This window comes from Corynebacterium sp. HMSC074H12, from assembly GCF_001813755.1.
Lineage (GTDB): Bacteria > Actinomycetota > Actinomycetes > Mycobacteriales > Mycobacteriaceae > Corynebacterium > Corynebacterium hiratae.
The window spans coordinates 13,424-27,229 of sequence record NZ_KV813944.1 but is presented as its reverse complement, the minus strand read 5'-3'; the positions used below and the strand labels follow the sequence as shown (position 1 = coordinate 27,229).

21 protein-coding genes are annotated in these 13,806 nt (G+C 62.9%); 8 read left to right on the top strand and 13 right to left on the bottom strand.

The window, feature by feature from the left end:
* Positions 1–39: 39 nt before the first annotated feature.
* Positions 40–2,049, bottom strand: a complete 2,010-nt coding sequence (locus HMPREF2932_RS11000; RefSeq protein WP_071410144.1) for a sucrose-specific PTS transporter subunit IIBC — start codon at positions 2,047–2,049, stop codon at positions 40–42.
* 109 nt (positions 2,050–2,158) lie between these two features.
* Positions 2,159–3,457: a glycoside hydrolase family 32 protein gene (locus HMPREF2932_RS10995; RefSeq protein ID WP_071410143.1), complete on the bottom strand. Its 1,299-nt coding sequence runs from the start codon at positions 3,455–3,457 to the stop codon at positions 2,159–2,161.
* A 21-nt stretch (positions 3,458–3,478) separates the two neighbouring features.
* Here HMPREF2932_RS10995 and HMPREF2932_RS10990 point away from each other — a divergent pair, with 21 nt between their 5' ends.
* Entirely contained in the window at positions 3,479–4,354 is an 876-nt protein-coding gene (locus HMPREF2932_RS10990; RefSeq protein WP_046648508.1) for a carbohydrate kinase family protein, read from the top strand.
* The gene (locus HMPREF2932_RS10985) at positions 4,351–4,743 is read left to right on the top strand and encodes a hypothetical protein (RefSeq protein WP_046648475.1); all 393 of its coding nucleotides are present in this window, start codon (positions 4,351–4,353) and stop codon (positions 4,741–4,743) included. The genes HMPREF2932_RS10990 and HMPREF2932_RS10985 overlap by 4 nt, the downstream gene beginning before the upstream one ends.
* A gap of 91 nt (positions 4,744–4,834) precedes the next feature.
* Here HMPREF2932_RS10985 and rpsQ read toward each other — a convergent pair whose 3' ends face one another.
* Genes rpsQ through rpsJ form a run of 11 tightly spaced genes read right to left on the bottom strand, consistent with a single transcriptional unit; the run spans position 4,835 to position 10,003 of the window.
* On the bottom strand, positions 4,835–5,116 hold the full coding sequence (gene rpsQ, locus HMPREF2932_RS10980; RefSeq protein ID WP_010189641.1) for a 30S ribosomal protein S17: 282 nt from the start codon (positions 5,114–5,116) through the stop codon (positions 4,835–4,837).
* Between the two features lie 2 nt (positions 5,117–5,118).
* Positions 5,119–5,349 carry a 50S ribosomal protein L29 gene (gene rpmC / locus HMPREF2932_RS10975; RefSeq protein WP_046648476.1) on the bottom strand — a complete coding sequence of 77 codons (231 nt, stop codon included), beginning with the start codon at positions 5,347–5,349 and terminating at the stop codon, positions 5,119–5,121.
* A complete protein-coding gene (gene rplP / locus HMPREF2932_RS10970) occupies positions 5,349–5,765 on the bottom strand; it encodes a 50S ribosomal protein L16 (protein ID WP_010189643.1) in 417 nt (138 codons plus the stop codon). Before rplP ends, rpmC begins: the two co-directional genes overlap by 1 nt.
* A 3-nt stretch (positions 5,766–5,768) precedes the next feature.
* Positions 5,769–6,515: a 30S ribosomal protein S3 gene (gene rpsC / locus HMPREF2932_RS10965; protein WP_049157353.1), complete on the bottom strand. Its 747-nt coding sequence runs from the start codon at positions 6,513–6,515 to the stop codon at positions 5,769–5,771.
* A complete protein-coding gene (gene rplV / locus HMPREF2932_RS10960; RefSeq protein WP_010189645.1) occupies positions 6,515–6,877 on the bottom strand; it encodes a 50S ribosomal protein L22 in 363 nt (120 codons plus the stop codon). The genes rpsC and rplV overlap by 1 nt, the downstream gene beginning before the upstream one ends.
* A 3-nt stretch (positions 6,878–6,880) precedes the next feature.
* The gene (gene rpsS / locus HMPREF2932_RS10955; RefSeq protein ID WP_010189646.1) at positions 6,881–7,159 is read right to left on the bottom strand and encodes a 30S ribosomal protein S19; all 279 of its coding nucleotides are present in this window, start codon (positions 7,157–7,159) and stop codon (positions 6,881–6,883) included.
* A 13-nt stretch (positions 7,160–7,172) separates the two neighbouring features.
* The gene (rplB, locus tag HMPREF2932_RS10950; protein WP_010189648.1) at positions 7,173–8,009 is read right to left on the bottom strand and encodes a 50S ribosomal protein L2; all 837 of its coding nucleotides are present in this window, start codon (positions 8,007–8,009) and stop codon (positions 7,173–7,175) included.
* Positions 8,010–8,044: 35 nt separating this feature from the next.
* Positions 8,045–8,347, bottom strand: a complete 303-nt coding sequence (gene rplW, locus HMPREF2932_RS10945) for a 50S ribosomal protein L23 (protein ID WP_046648478.1) — start codon at positions 8,345–8,347, stop codon at positions 8,045–8,047.
* Complete coding sequence (gene rplD / locus HMPREF2932_RS10940) at positions 8,347–9,009, bottom strand: 50S ribosomal protein L4 (protein WP_010189650.1); 663 nt, start codon at positions 9,007–9,009, stop codon at positions 8,347–8,349. The genes rplW and rplD overlap by 1 nt, the downstream gene beginning before the upstream one ends.
* Positions 9,006–9,662: a 50S ribosomal protein L3 gene (gene rplC / locus HMPREF2932_RS10935; protein WP_010189651.1), complete on the bottom strand. Its 657-nt coding sequence runs from the start codon at positions 9,660–9,662 to the stop codon at positions 9,006–9,008. Before rplC ends, rplD begins: the two co-directional genes overlap by 4 nt.
* A 35-nt stretch (positions 9,663–9,697) precedes the next feature.
* Positions 9,698–10,003 (bottom strand): 30S ribosomal protein S10, encoded by a 306-nt coding sequence (gene rpsJ, locus HMPREF2932_RS10930; RefSeq protein ID WP_003848085.1) that lies wholly within the window; start codon positions 10,001–10,003, stop codon positions 9,698–9,700.
* 648 nt (positions 10,004–10,651) lie between these two features.
* Between rpsJ and HMPREF2932_RS10925 the strand changes: the two genes are divergently transcribed.
* Genes HMPREF2932_RS10925 through HMPREF2932_RS10900 form a run of 6 tightly spaced genes read left to right on the top strand, consistent with a single transcriptional unit; the run spans position 10,652 to position 13,701 of the window.
* Complete coding sequence (locus tag HMPREF2932_RS10925) at positions 10,652–11,149, top strand: Asp23/Gls24 family envelope stress response protein (protein WP_046648480.1); 498 nt, start codon at positions 10,652–10,654, stop codon at positions 11,147–11,149.
* A gap of 1 nt (position 11,150) precedes the next feature.
* Positions 11,151–11,456 (top strand): hypothetical protein, encoded by a 306-nt coding sequence (locus HMPREF2932_RS10920; protein ID WP_046648481.1) that lies wholly within the window; start codon positions 11,151–11,153, stop codon positions 11,454–11,456.
* Positions 11,457–11,488: 32 nt separating this feature from the next.
* Complete coding sequence (locus HMPREF2932_RS10915; RefSeq protein WP_010189668.1) at positions 11,489–11,683, top strand: hypothetical protein; 195 nt, start codon at positions 11,489–11,491, stop codon at positions 11,681–11,683.
* The gene (locus HMPREF2932_RS10910) at positions 11,683–12,567 is read left to right on the top strand and encodes an Asp23/Gls24 family envelope stress response protein (protein ID WP_246818668.1); all 885 of its coding nucleotides are present in this window, start codon (positions 11,683–11,685) and stop codon (positions 12,565–12,567) included. The genes HMPREF2932_RS10915 and HMPREF2932_RS10910 overlap by 1 nt, the downstream gene beginning before the upstream one ends.
* Positions 12,564–13,142 (top strand): DUF6286 domain-containing protein, encoded by a 579-nt coding sequence (locus HMPREF2932_RS10905; protein WP_071410142.1) that lies wholly within the window; start codon positions 12,564–12,566, stop codon positions 13,140–13,142. The genes HMPREF2932_RS10910 and HMPREF2932_RS10905 overlap by 4 nt, the downstream gene beginning before the upstream one ends.
* On the top strand, positions 13,135–13,701 hold the full coding sequence (locus tag HMPREF2932_RS10900) for an Asp23/Gls24 family envelope stress response protein (RefSeq protein ID WP_046648484.1): 567 nt from the start codon (positions 13,135–13,137) through the stop codon (positions 13,699–13,701). The genes HMPREF2932_RS10905 and HMPREF2932_RS10900 overlap by 8 nt, the downstream gene beginning before the upstream one ends.
* The last annotated feature ends 105 nt before the right edge of the window (positions 13,702–13,806 follow it).

Below are 13,806 nucleotides of genomic sequence, written 5' to 3'. Positions count from 1 at the left end.
CGGCGGACGGGCCCCTAGGCCTTGTCCACTGAAGCACCCCTAGGTCTTGGAGGTTGATGCAGCAGTTGCAGCATCAGCCGGTTCCGGCTTCGGGTCCACCGTCAAAAGCGCATCGCCGACGGAGATGCCCTCTCCGGGGTGGTAGGCCGGGAGGACCGGACCCGTCTTCTTCGAGTTAGACACGACGACCGGCGTGGTCACCGGGTAGTCGGCGGCCTTGATCGCATCAATGTCGAACTCGCAGAGGAGGTCGCCGGCTTTCACCTCATCGCCCTTGGAGACGTGCGAGGTGAAGTGTTCGCCCTTCAGGTTCACGGTATCGAAGCCGATGTGCATGAGGATGTCCACGTTGTTGCCGTCGGCGTCCTTGCCGCGCACGGCATACGCGTGTTTGGAGGGGAAGGTGACGGTGACCTTGCCGTCGATCGGGGAGACCAGACGCCCCTCGGAGGGCTCGACGGCCGCGCCAGCGCCCAGCTTGCCCGCCGCGAACATCGGATCCGAGACCGACTCCAAAGCGATAGCAGTACCAGCCAGCGGGGAGGCCACGCGATAGGCGTTCGGGTCAGCGGTAGCGGCCGGAACCGCACCGCCTACGCCGGCACCGGTAGCAGCACCGGTCTCATCAGGATCGATGGAACCGTTCTTGGCAATCAGGTAACGGCCATAGGCAAAGGCCACGCCGAAGGAAAGGAGCAAAGAGGTAAAAGCGCAGATGAAGAACTGCGTGTAGTCCTCGGGACGCATGGACACGAAGCCGATGAAGCCGGCGGCGCCGAGGGCGGTGGCTTTGACGTCGAAAAGCGCAATGAGCGTCGCAGCAATCGCGGACGCGCCCATACCGATGTAGAACGGCCAGCGCAGTCGCAGGTTCACACCGAAGATGGCGGGCTCGGTGATGCCGAAGAGCGCCGACACACCCGAAGCACCAGACAGGCCCTTGAGCTTCTCAGAGCGGGCCAGGAAGTAGACCGCCAGGGCCACACCACCCTGGGCAATGTTGGCCACGGAAGCCACCGCAAAGATGAAGGAGCCGCCCTCGTTCCACAGCATCGTCTCAATCGGCGGGAAGGACTGGTGCAGACCCGTGATGACAATCGGCGAGTAGAACAGACCAAAGATGAAGCCGCCCACCGGGCCGGCGAAGGTGTAAAGGTCATTCAGGCCAGCACCGAGCATGTCGCCAGCGGTGCGCAGCACCGGACCCACCGCGATGAAGGTAATAAAGCCCGTCACCAACAGCGTGAGCAGCGGGGTAAGCAGGAAGTCCACCGTGCCCTTGAGGTGCTTGTGCAGGAACTTCTCAATCGTGGCAAGAATCCAGGCGATGACCAGAATGGGCAGGATGGAACCTTGGTAGCCGGCTTGGGCCACGTCGAGGCCGAAGATGTTCCAATAGGGCATCTCCCCTGCCTCGATGGTCGAGGCTACCTGGTAACCGTTGACCAGGTCCGGCATCACCATCGCCATAGCCATGCCGGCGCCGAGGAACTCGTTGCCGCCAAAACGCTTGGTGGCGGTAAAGCCCACCAAAATAGGCAAGAACGCAAACGGCGCGGAGGCCAAGAGGTTAATAAGCCCGGCAACATCGGCCATAGCCGGGAACATCTCAATGACTGACTGCTCGCCAAAAAGGCCGTTGACGGTAAGCACGTTATTGAGCGCCATGAGCAGACCGCCACCGACCAGAATCGGGATGAGCGGCACGAAGATATCCGCGAGGACCTTCACCGCGCGGGAGAACCAGTTGCCGGAATCGGCGGCGATGTCCTTGAGCTTGTCCGTGGAGACCGCGATGTCCTTGGTGGTTATCTTGTTGAGCTGGTCGAAGACGATGTTGACATCGCCCGGGCCAACGATGACCTGGAACATGCCGCCGGCCTCAAAGATGCCCTTGAGGTCCGGATCGTTTTCCAGCGCAGCCTTGTCGACCTTCTTGCTGTCTTTGAGCACCATGCGCAGGCGGGTGGCGCAGTGCGCGAGCGCCACGATGTTGTCTTCGCCGCCGATGGCTTTCAGGATTCGCTCCGCGACTTGTGAGTGATCCATGCCGCCGTGCCTCCTAGAGTGAGATGAATTATGTAGTGTCACCTTCCATTAGACACGCCACCCCACAGAAAGCCAAGCATTCGGGCACAAATATAGGAAGTTTCACACCCTATCGGGCTTCCCAGCCCTTCCAGCGAGCGCCGCTGGCACCAAAAACCGCCGACGCCCCCGCAATCCGCCCATCGCCCGCAAAGACCTCCACCGCGCAGCCATCCGCGATGAGTTCCAGGGAACCAGCCGGACACGGCACGACGCGCTCATCACCGCCGCAAGCCAAGCAGAGTTCTCCCCCGCCGTAGGTGACGCGGAAGGCTTCGGCCCCGGAGTCGTCGACAAGCGCGTACGTGCCCTCGCCTGCCTGAAGCGTTGCAACCGAGTCGCTTTCCGGCAGCTCCCAGACCGGAGCCTGGCGCAGCCAGCCATCCTCCAACCACACGCGCCGCGGCAGAGTGAGCGTGTGGACCCACCCTTCTTCCACGGTCGGGGTGTCATCCTGCGCCGGCAACCCCATCCACCCCAGCATGATGGCTTCGCCGTCCTTCTCCACCAGCTGTGGCGCGTAGAACTGGTGGCCATAGTCCAACTCACTAAAACCACGCTCCACGTGAAAGACCGTGCCATCGAGCCGGCCCACGAGGTAGCCGCACTGGTCGGAGGAAGCGTAGTGCGTGGTGTCGTCGGCAAGCACCGGCTCAAGACCTTGCGGGCAGATGACCAAGACATCCTTGTCCTCCCCCGTCGCGCGATCCTGGAGCCTGAGCAGGTTGGGGCACTCCCACATGTAACCACCCGGCACGAGGTCCGGACTCAGGCCCGGCTGAGCACTCGAGGTATCAAAGGTGAGGGCGCCTTCTAAGGACCACTGTGCCAAGTCCGTGGAGCGGTAGAGCACCACGTGCCCCGTTTCATCCTCCGCTTGCGCGCCGAGCACCATGCGCCAGCCCGCATCATCGCGGGTGATCTGGGGATCCCGGTAGTGCCCCGTGAACCCCTCCGCGGGCCCATTGATGAGTGGGTTGGCCGGGTCGTGCTCGTAGAAACCACCTGCCGGGCCGGAGGGGTCCACCACGCGCACGCGGTTCTGCGAGGGAATCCGTACGCCATCGCGCTTAAGGTTGCCGGTATAGAACAGCCAGACGTCCTCGCCGTCGACCACTGCGCCGCCCGAGTAGCAGCCGTGGGCGTCATGCTCACGGATGGGAAACAGCGCATCCGGGTAGTGCCGCCACGGTTGCGCGGCGCTCAGCGATGCTACTGCGTGCGCCCACCCCGTTTGCTTCTTAGCGTGTGGGAAGCACGGGTCGTGCTGGTAGTAGACGTGCAGCGTATCGCCATCAAGGAAGATTCCGTTCGGGTCATTCAAGCGGCCGGAGGGCGGGGAGAGATGAAAAAGCGGACGGTAGTTCATGCCCTCGATAGTATGGGCTCTATGGACATTATGGTGTGTGGCGAAGGCCTCGTTGATCTTGTTCCGCGTGGCCGCGGGCAGCTGGCTGACCTCCAACCGGCGCTGGGTGGCGGCCCCTTCAACGTGGCGGTGGCAGCCGGGCGATTGGGCGCTGACGTGGGCTTTCAGTCCCGTCTATCGAAGGATGCATTCGGCTGTGCGCTGGTGGAGCGTCTCACCGAGGAGGGCGTGGACACCTCCCTTGTGCAGCGCGGCGAGGAACCCACCACGCTGGCGGTGTGCAACATCGCCGACGACGGCTCGGCAACCTATTCCTTTTACACGGAGGGTACTGCCGACCGCCTGGTAGAGCCCGCGCTTGCCGACGTCCCCTGGGCCTGCTTCGGCACCGTCTCCCTAGCGCTGGAGCCGGGCGCCTCGCGTTATGCCGCGCTTCTCCAGGACTTGGCTGCGCGCGGGACGAAGGTGGCGCTGGACCCGAACATCCGGCCCTTCTTCGCCACTGCGGAGCACCGCGAGTTCCTGCTGAGTCTGCTTCCTCACGTCACGCTGCTGAAGCTCAGTGAAGAAGAGGTTGATTTCCTTGGGGCTGGGGCACTGGAGCAGGTACCGGTGGTGGTCACCACGCGCGGGGCGGACGGGCTGAGCGTGCGCACGGCGTCGGTGTCGTTGGAGGTCCCGCCGGTGAACGTCGAGGTGGCGGACACCATCGGCGCGGGCGACACGGTTATGGCTGCACTCCTGACTCTTCTGGCGGAACGAGACGGGAATGCAGCCGAGCTCAGCGCCGAAGACTGGCGCGAGATCCTGCAGTTTGCGGCGGCTGCCGCGGCCATCACAGTCTCACGCACCGGCGCCCAGCCGCCCACACGCACCGAAGTAGAGGCACGGCTATGAACTATCCCCTGCGCACAGCCGTCTTAAACGCGGTCCTCCTCGTTCTCGTCGCGATATGTTTCCTCCTGCCGGTATTCTTCGGCACCTCGGCCCTGCTCCCGGTGCCCGTCGCGGCCTGGACATCGATCATCCTTGCCGTGCTAGCGCTTATCGACGCCTCCTACCACGCCTTCTCCCCCGCCCAACGCCCCACCCGTGGCCTCCGCGCGCTCACCGCCCTCGGGGCGGGCACGCTCATCGCAGGCTGGTTGGTCTGGGTTCAGATCTTTAACACCATCGACGTGACCAGCACTACGCCCTACCGCATCGGCACGTTCCTTCTCGCGGTCGGCACGGTGCTCAATGCGTTTTGCCTTGCCATTGCGCTCACATACCGCGGCACGCGCTAGAGGAGCTGGTCTCGTAGAAGAGCGCCTTGCAGGATCAAAAATAGCCCCCACGGTTATCGTGGGGGCTATTCACGTAGAAGAGGGCTAGATATTACTTAGCCTTCTCCACGATTTCGACGAGACGGAAGTGCTTGTCCTTGGACAGCGGGCGAGTCTCGGCGATGAGAACGCGGTCGCCGATGCCGGCGGTCTCGTTCTCGTCGTGCGCCTTAACCTTCTTGTTAGTGCGCATGATCTTGCCGTAGAGGGCGTGCTGCTTGCGGTCCTCGAGCTCGACAACGATGGTCTTATTCATCTTGTCGGAGACAACGATGCCGGTGCGGGTCTTGCGAGCGCCCTTTTCCTTCTTAGTGTTCACGTTTGCCTCACTCATGATTAAGCCTCAGCTCCCGGAGCAACGGACAGGCCCAGCTCGCGCTCGCGCAGAACGGTGTAGATGCGGGCAATGTCGCGCTTAACCGTGCCGATGCGGCGGTTGTTGGTCAGCTGGCCGGTGGCCTTCTGGAAACGAAGGTTGAAGAGCTCTTCCTTCGCGTCCTTCAGGCGGTTCTCCAGCTCAGCATTGTCGAGCTCGCGGAACTCGTGGGCGGGGGTACCGTTAGCCATTAGAACTGGTCCTCCTTCTTGATGATGCGGACCTTGCACGGAAGCTTCTGACCAGCGCGGCGCAGGGCCTCGATGGCGGTAGCCTCGTTCGGGTAGGTCATCTCGAAGAGGATGCGGCCCGGCTTAACGTTGGCAACCCACTTCTCGACGGGACCCTTACCGGAACCCATACGCACGCCGAGCGGCTTCTGGGTCAACGGACGGTCCGGGAAGATGTTGATCCACACCTTGCCACCACGCTTGACGTGGCGGTTGATGGCAATACGTGCGGCCTCAATCTGGCGGTTGGTGATGTACGCCGGCTCGAGAGCCTGGATGGCGTAGTCACCGAAGTTGATGCGGTTACCGCCCTTGGACACACCCGAGCGGGTCGGGCGGTGCTGACGACGGTACTTGACGCGCTTAGGAATCAGCATGGATTAGCCCTCCTGCTTCTGCTGTGCGCGCTGGCGACGCTGGCCACCACGACGCGGACGACCGTTGCGGTCACCGCGGCCACGGCCCTGCGCCGGAGCGTTCAGTTCGGACTCGCGGACGCCACCGACGACGTCACCCTTGTAGATCCACACCTTGATGCCAATGCGGCCGAAGGTGGTGTGGGCCTCTGCGGTGCCGTAGTCGATCTCGGCGCGAAGGGTGTGCAGCGGAACGCGACCCTCGTGGTAGCGCTCGGTGCGGGACATCTCAGCGCCGCCCAGACGACCAGCCAGGAGGATCTTAATACCCTTAACCTGCGGCTGGCGCATAGCGGACTGGATGGCCTTGCGCATTGCGCGGCGGAAGGCCACGCGGTTAACCAGCTGCTCAGCGATGGACTGTGCAACCAGGTTTGCGTTGGCGTCGACCTGCTTGACCTCGAGGATGTTGAGGGCGACCATCTTGCCAGTGAGCTTCTCCAGCTCACGGCGGATGCGGTCAGCCTCAGCACCGCGGCGGCCAATCACGATGCCCGGGCGGGCGGTGTGAATGTCCACGCGGACGCGGTCGCGGGTGCGCTCGATGACGACGTCGGCGATGCCGGCGCGGTCGAGGCCCTTCTCCAGGTACTCGCGGATCTTGATGTCTTCGGCTACGTAATTTGCGTAGTCCTTATCGGCGTACCAGTGGGTCTTCCAGTCGGAAGTGATGCCCAAACGTAGGCCGTGAGGATGGATCTTCTGGCCCATTACTTGGCCCCTTCCTTCTGGCTCTCGACAACCACGGTGATGTGGCTGGTGCGCTTACGAATCATGAATGCGCGGCCCTGTGCGCGCGGCTGGAAACGACGCATGGTCGGACCCTCGTTGGCGTATGCCTCGGAGATGACCAGGGTGCGCGGATCCAGACCGAAGTTGTTCTCAGCGTTGGCAGCTGCGGATGCAACAACCTTGGCAACCGGCTCAGCGGCGCCCTGCGGAGCGTACTTCAGGATTGCAAGTGCCTCGGCTACGGACTTACCGCGGACCAGGTCGATGACGCGGCGTGCCTTCATCGGGGTAACGCGGACGTAGCGAGCCGTTGCGGATGCGGAGGTGATGGTGTCACTCATCGCTTATCGACGTCCCTTCTTGTCGTCCTTAACGTGACCCTTAAAGGTCTTGGTGGGTGCGAACTCACCGAGCTTGTGACCAACCATGGAGTCCTCGACGAACACCGGGACATGCTTACGACCGTCGTGGACGGCGAAGGTGTGACCGATGAAGTCGGGCAGGATGGTGGAGCGGCGAGACCAGGTCTTGATGACCTGCTTGGTGCCGGCCTCGTTCTGAGCATCAACCTTGTTGAGGAGGTGCTCATCGACGAACGGGCCCTTCTTAAGGCTGCGTGGCATTGTTTACCTCCTCTTAGCGCTTCTTGTTCGGGCGACGACGGCGCACGATCATGTTGTTCGAGTAACGGTTCGGGTTGCGGGTGCGGCCTTCCTTGTGGCCCCACGGCGACACCGGGTGGCGACCACCCGAGGTCTTACCCTCACCACCACCATGCGGGTGGTCGACCGGGTTCATAACGACACCGCGGACGGTCGGGCGGACGCCCTTCCAACGCATACGGCCGGCCTTGCCCCAACGGATGTTCATCTGGTCGGCGTTGCCAACCTCACCGACGGTGGCGCGGCAACGGATGTCGACGCGACGGATCTCGGAGGACGGCATACGCAGGATGGCGTACTTGCCTTCCTTACCCAGCAGCTGGATGGAGGCACCAGCGGAGCGAGCCAGCTTAGCGCCAGCGCCCGGCTTGAGCTCCACAGCGTGGATGGTGGTACCGGTCGGGATGTTGCGCAGCGGCAGGTTGTTGCCAACCTTGATATCTGCGTTCGGACCAGCCTCAACGATGGTGCCCTGCTTCAGGCCCTTCGGGGCGATGATGTAGCGCTTCTCGCCGTCTGCGTAGTGCAGGAGGGCGATGTTAGCGGTACGGTTCGGGTCGTACTCGATGTGAGCGACCTTTGCAGGGATGCCGTCCTTGTCGGTACGACGGAAGTCGATGAGACGGTAACGGCGCTTGTGGCCACCGCCGATGTGGCGGGTGGTGATGCGGCCGTAGTTGTTACGACCACCAGTCTTGCTCAGCGGGCGCAGCAGGGACTTCTCCGGGGTCGAGCGAGTGATTTCCTCGAACTCAGACACGGAGGATGCGCGGCGACCCGGAGTTGTCGGCTTGTACTTACGAATAGCCATAATTCTTCCTTTTCCTTTCGGCTCTTCGGTGGGGCTTAAGCGCCTGCGCCGAAGACGTCGATGGAGTCGCTGCCTTCACGGAGCGTCACGTAGGCGCGCTTGGTGGACTTACGCTGACCGAAGCCGGTGCGGGTGCGCTTACGCTTACCTGCACGGTTCACGGTGTTCACGGAAGCAACCTTCACGCCGAAGATCTGCTCGACGGCATCTTTAATCTGGGTCTTGTTGGAGTCCGTGGAGACGTAGAACGTGTAGACGTTCTGCTCCATCAGGCCGTAGGACTTCTCGGACACAACCGGTGCGATGATGACGTCGCGCGGGTTAGCGAGCTTAGCCATTACTTCTCCTCCTTAGCTTCCTCGGCGGCGCCGGTAGCGCGCTCGACGAAGGTGTGCAGAGCCTCAACGGAGAACACAACGTCGTCCGAGTAGAGAACGTCGTAGGTGTTCAGCTGGCCGGCGTCCAGGATCTGGACGTTCGGCAGGTTGTTGGCGCTGCGGCGAGCATTGATGTCCTCGCGGCCGATGACCAGAAGAACATTCTTGCGGTCGGTGAGGCGCTCGATGAAAGCCTTGGCCTGCTTGGTGGACGGGGTCTGGCCCGGGACGAGCTCCTCGATGACGTGGATGCGCTCGTTACGTGCACGGTCGGACAGTGCGCCGTAGAGAGCAGCCTTGATCATGCGCTTCGGGGTGCGCTGGGAGTAGTCGCGCGGAACCGGGCCATGCACGGTGCCACCGCCGGTGTAGTGCGGAGCACGGATGGAGCCCTGACGGGCGCGGCCGGTGCCCTTCTGGCGGAACGGCTTGCGACCACCGCCGCGGACCTCGCCGCGAGTCTTGGTCTTGTGGGTACCCTGACGAGCGGCAGCGAGCTGTGCGTTGACAACCTGGTGCATCAGAGCAATGGATGCCTCGGTGTCAAAGAGCTCGGCCGGCAACTCAACGGTGCCGTTGGTCTTACCGTCAGCGGTCTGGACGTCTAGCTTGAGGTTGCTCATGCGTGTGCACCGCCCTTCACTGCGGTCTTAACGGTGACGAGGCCACCGCGCGCACCCGGGATAGCACCCTTGATGAGCAGCAGGTTGGACTCGGCATCAATCTTCTGAATCTTCAGGTTCTGGGTGGTCACGCGGTCCTGGCCCATGCGGCCAGCCATGCGCTTACCCTTGAAGACGCGGCCCGGGAACGAAGCGCCACCAATGCCACCAACGCGGCGGTGAGCAGCCTGGTTACCGTGGGCAGCGCCCTGGCCTGCGAAGCCGTGGCGCTTCATGGCGCCAGCGTAGCCGTGACCCTTGGTGGTGCCGGTGACGTCGACGAAGGACACGCCCTCGAAGATATCCACCTTGACCTCCTGGCCGACCTCGTATGCGGAGGTGTCGTCCATGCGGATCTCAGCGACGTAACGGCGCGGGGTCACGCCAGCCTTCTTGAAGTGACCGGTTGCAGGCTTGTTGACCTTGCGCGGGTCCTTCTCGCCGAAGGCAATCTGGATGGCGTTGTAGCCATCGGTTTCTTTCGTACGGATCTGGGTAACCACGCACGGGCCAGCCTCGACGACGGTCACCGGCACAACGCGGTTCTCCTCGTCGAAGACCTGGGTCATGCCGAGCTTGGTGCCCAGAATTCCCTTGATCTCGTTTTCACTCATTGTTTGTTCTCCACCAAATACGTTGTGTCGATCGCTTACTGGATATTCACGTCGACGCTTGCCGGAAGGTCGATGCGCATAAGGGCGTCAACGGTCTTCGGGGTCGGGTCGAGAATGTCGATGAGGCGCTTGTGAGTGCGCATCTCGAAGTGCTCGCGAGAGTCCTTGTACTTGTGCGGAGAACGAATAACGGCGTATACGTTCTTCTCGGTTGGGAGCGGCACCGGGCCGACAACACGAGCACCCGTACGGGTAACGGTCTCGACGATCTTCTTAGCAGAAGCGTCGATGGCCTCGTGGTCGTAGGCCTTCAGCCGAATGCGGATTTTTTGTCCCGCCACGCTTATCCTCTTCCTCGCTTCCCCACTTTCACATTCCCGGCCTATCCGGGGCGTGAAGCGGTGGGAAATTGCTTCTCGATTTCTCTATAACGTTGTCCGGGCTGGAAGCCATGGCTCAACGCCAGTTGTCTGACTGTCATGACGACCACGAGAGTGACTTAAGGCAAAAGCCCAGAGTGCAGTGCTCGTGACGGGGTACAAGACCCGTAGTCAAAGTAAATAGGAAGAAGACTGGGGCGTTAGATCTCAATGATCCGCAACCAAAGTCTTATTCATATACTGCCGCTGTTTATTTGCCATGCCCCTTCTCCGGTCCATCTTCTCGGGATTGTCTCTGCTCAAGCGCGGACCTAGCCCGATCGGATGACCTTCGCGTGTAGTTCCAGAAGAACTCCACAACAAAGGTGTCATGTTCGCCTTACCAGCAACGACGCCCTACAGGCTGAAGCCTGCGGCTACGCCGCTGTGTTAAAGCAACCCCTGTATTTAAGCACGTAACCTCGCGTTTTCCAAACTCCTGCAGAAACAGTGGGTAACATCACGTTTTGGCCAAGGATTGACTCTCCGCCGCCCCGCGGACCGCGTTCGAGGTTAAGCTCGTGGCGTAGATACAGACCTACATCAACTACACAGTGAGAGGGATCCACCATGGCTGAGAACACCACCCCCAAGGACGTCGCCGAGCAGACCGCCCCGGCTAACGACGCCACCCCGGCCCCTGCCCCGGAGCGCAACAAGAACCTGGAGACCGATTTCGGCACCACCCGCATCGATGATGTCGTTGTGTCCAAGATCGCCGGCATCGCTGCCCGCGAGGTTTCCGGCGTCGCCGCCCTCGGCGGCGGTGGCGCCCGCATGATGGGCTCCATCCGCGAATCCTTCGGCGCTTCCGAGGACGTCCGCCAGGGCGTGAGCGTCGAGGTGAACAACGGCACCGCTTCCATTGATATCGCCATCATCGCCGAGTACGGCGTGGCCATCCACGAGCTCGCCGAGGCTATCCGCCGCAACATCATGAACGCGGTCGAGCGCATGACCGGCCTGTCCGTGGACCGTGTCGATGTCGTCGTCCACGACGTCAAGCTGCCGCGCGAAGAAGACGAGTCTGCCGAAACGGCCCCGGCAGTTACCCAGGGCCAGGCATAACGTGACCTCTGCCGAGCTCACCCTCCCCATTGCCACGTCCATAGCGGAGGCGGTGACGGATCTGAGGGGCGTCGCCAAGCTTTCGCCCGGCCGGTTCGGGGAGGTCGCGCTGCTCTTCCCCGGTGAGCGCGTGCACGGCATCCGCCGCCCCAGCCCACAGGATGACACGCACCTGGAGCTGCACATCGTCGTTGATGTCAGCGCTGGCGTTCCCCTCGCCGAGCTTGGCGACGCCACCCGCACCACCGTCCGCGTCACCTGGCCCGCGGTGCGCCGCGTGGACGTTGTCTTCGACGACGCGGTCTAAAAGGAACCGACCCACAGAACTAAAGGAAAACCATGAAGAATTACACCTCCCTCGGCGTGATCGCCGGCTTGGTTCTGGCCTTTTTCATCTACCTCGGCGTGTGGTACGTCGCGCTCGCGGTGCTGCTCGCCGCAGTCGGTGGCGTGATTGGCGCGCATTTCGACGGCCGCATCGACCTCACTGCGGTATGGAAGGGCGTGGTCGGCCAGGATAGAGGCCGAGGCTAGTGAGCACCGCCAAACACGGCCGCACCCGCTTTTCTCTGCGCGCGATGGAGAAGGTTATTAACGCCGCCATTGCGAGCGTGCCGGGAACCGCGGCTGTCGACGCCAAACTAGCTGGCCTGGCCGGCCGCGCCTTTCCGCGCGTGATGGCGCAGATGGATCCGGATACGCAGATGGTCGCTGTCGACGTCGATATTGCCGTCTACTGGCCCTCCCCCGTCACCGACGTTGCGGCAGCCGTTCGCACGGCGATACGTGAGGCCGTGCGTGATTTCACCGGTTTCCGGACCACCCGCGTCAACGTCACCGTGGGTGGCGCCGTGGCAGGCGAACGCACGACTGCCTTGGCGGTCGAGACACGGGCGCCGCTGCAGGCGCAGATCCCCGCGATTGTGCCGGAGCGTGTCCTAAAGCCCATCACCACCGCGAACGGCGCGCCCGTGCGCCACATTACGGCCCCACGCGAGGCTACGGTACGTGCTGTGGCGGCACCGGAGGGACCGCGGGTGCGGGGTGTTGCCGCGCCATCCGAGGTTGCGGTTCGCACGGAAGGTTTCGGCCCTTCAGAGCAGCGCTACGACGAGCTGCGGCCAATCGTTACGGCAGCGCCGCGGCCGCTGCGCGTTATTGCTGACCCCGCGCCCGTCAACGTTCGTTCGGTGGCGTCGCCCCAGGAATTCGCGTTGCGCCGCATCACTACTCCCCGCCCGGTCCAGCCGCGGCACGTGGACGTTCCACAGGCACCAGCGCTGCGCTCCCCGCACGCCGAGCCGCTCCAGCTGCGCCCGATTGAGATTCGGCCCTCGGCCCAGTTCACACGCCGGGTAGACGTCCCGCGCCCGGCGCCGCTGCGCGCCATCACGATCAACGATAGGAGGCCATTATGAGTGAGAGCTCCCTGCCCGTTGGCTTTGGTCAACGCCCGAAGGCCTCCCCGCCGGCGCGCGGCTGGACCATCATCCTGGGCGTCGTCCTGCTCGTCGCCGCCGTGGTCGTGGGGCGTGAGGCCTGGGTCGTGGGTGCCGATGAGGGCGCTGCGTCGTGGTTGCAGCCGTTCATCGATGTGATGTCCTCCCCGGAGATCCACGGGTGGATGCTGGTGGCCGGCGGTGCGGCCATCCTCATCGGACTGATTCTGTTGTGGGCGGCGTGTGCACCGCGGAAGACGACGCACGTGCGGATTGGCTCCGAGGATGCGTCGATGTGGTTGCGCGCGGTGGACATTGCGCGGGTGGCGTCGGCAACGGCGCGTCGGGTGCCAGGAACTACAGCAGCGCGCAGTAGGGCGCGGATCTCCGGGGACCAAGCTCGCATTACGGTGACCGCGACGGGCGATGCCGACGACGCGCAGCTTAAAGAGCGCGTAACTGAGGCGGTGACCGCGGCACTCGCGGCTATTACCCCGGCTCCGGACATCACCGTGGTGCTTGAGGATGAACAGGAGGAGATCGCTAATGTCTAAGGCGCTTGCCGGCGTGGACCGTACGATCCTTGCCATTGTGGGAGTCCTTCTCATTGCTCTGGGCGCGTGGCCGATTCTCATTCACTTCGACGTGTCTTTTGCCACCTACCTGGCAACGTGGGTTGACCACGACACATGGGCGGGCTTACCGGAGCAGGGCTGGTGGCCCTATGCGCTGGGCTTGGCGACGATTGTCTGCGCCCTAGCCGGTCTGTGGCTTGTGATCAGCAACCTGCGGCACCATCGGTTTAGCGCGGTCTCTTCGGAACAATCGAATGAGGAGGGAGCGATTAAAACTGAGATGTCCGCTATTGCAGGCGCGGTGGCGGATACCCTCGCTGAGGTTGAGGGCGTGGAGAAGGTCTCGCGGCTCGTCGCCTACGACCGCTCGCGGCCGACTCTGCAGTACGAGGTCCTGGCAGATCCCGATACCCCGTTGCTGCGAATCAAGGACGCCATCGAAGTCAACGACCGAGACTTCCGTGCCGCGTTCCCTGACGTGGATGTGGATACGCGATACAAGGTCCACTTCACGAAGGTGCGCAACGCGGTCCTCTAGATACCACCTACCCTGCTCGCAAAACTATTCGTGAGCAGGGTTTTTCTTCTTCCGGTTGCGGGGCACTCGGTCCTGTTTTAGTCTCTGTGCCCATGGGGGATATCG

Coding starts and splice junctions, on each gene's coding strand:
- rplV (WP_010189645.1), bottom strand. CDS start 6,877: ATGAGTGACACCATCACCTCCGCATCCGCAACGGCTCGCTACGTCCGC.
- rplB (WP_010189648.1), bottom strand. CDS start 8,009: ATGGCTATTCGTAAGTACAAGCCGACAACTCCGGGTCGCCGCGCATCC.
- rpsC (WP_049157353.1), bottom strand. CDS start 6,515: ATGGGCCAGAAGATCCATCCTCACGGCCTACGTTTGGGCATCACTTCC.
- rplD (WP_010189650.1), bottom strand. CDS start 9,009: ATGAGCAACCTCAAGCTAGACGTCCAGACCGCTGACGGTAAGACCAAC.
- rpsQ (WP_010189641.1), bottom strand. CDS start 5,116: ATGAGTGAGGCAAACGTGAACACTAAGAAGGAAAAGGGCGCTCGCAAG.
- HMPREF2932_RS10985 (WP_046648475.1), top strand. CDS start 4,351: ATGAACTATCCCCTGCGCACAGCCGTCTTAAACGCGGTCCTCCTCGTT.
- HMPREF2932_RS10905 (WP_071410142.1), top strand. CDS start 12,564: ATGAGTGAGAGCTCCCTGCCCGTTGGCTTTGGTCAACGCCCGAAGGCC.
- rplC (WP_010189651.1), bottom strand. CDS start 9,662: ATGAGTGAAAACGAGATCAAGGGAATTCTGGGCACCAAGCTCGGCATG.
- rplW (WP_046648478.1), bottom strand. CDS start 8,347: ATGGCTAAGCTCGCTAACCCGCGCGACGTCATCATCGCACCGGTTGTG.
- HMPREF2932_RS10915 (WP_010189668.1), top strand. CDS start 11,489: ATGAAGAATTACACCTCCCTCGGCGTGATCGCCGGCTTGGTTCTGGCC.
- HMPREF2932_RS10900 (WP_046648484.1), top strand. CDS start 13,135: ATGTCTAAGGCGCTTGCCGGCGTGGACCGTACGATCCTTGCCATTGTG.
- HMPREF2932_RS10990 (WP_046648508.1), top strand. CDS start 3,479: ATGGACATTATGGTGTGTGGCGAAGGCCTCGTTGATCTTGTTCCGCGT.
- HMPREF2932_RS11000 (WP_071410144.1), bottom strand. CDS start 2,049: ATGGATCACTCACAAGTCGCGGAGCGAATCCTGAAAGCCATCGGCGGC.
- rpmC (WP_046648476.1), bottom strand. CDS start 5,349: ATGGCTAACGGTACCCCCGCCCACGAGTTCCGCGAGCTCGACAATGCT.
- rpsS (WP_010189646.1), bottom strand. CDS start 7,159: ATGCCACGCAGCCTTAAGAAGGGCCCGTTCGTCGATGAGCACCTCCTC.
- rplP (WP_010189643.1), bottom strand. CDS start 5,765: ATGCTGATTCCTAAGCGCGTCAAGTACCGTCGTCAGCACCGCCCGACC.
- HMPREF2932_RS10995 (WP_071410143.1), bottom strand. CDS start 3,457: ATGAACTACCGTCCGCTTTTTCATCTCTCCCCGCCCTCCGGCCGCTTG.
- HMPREF2932_RS10925 (WP_046648480.1), top strand. CDS start 10,652: ATGGCTGAGAACACCACCCCCAAGGACGTCGCCGAGCAGACCGCCCCG.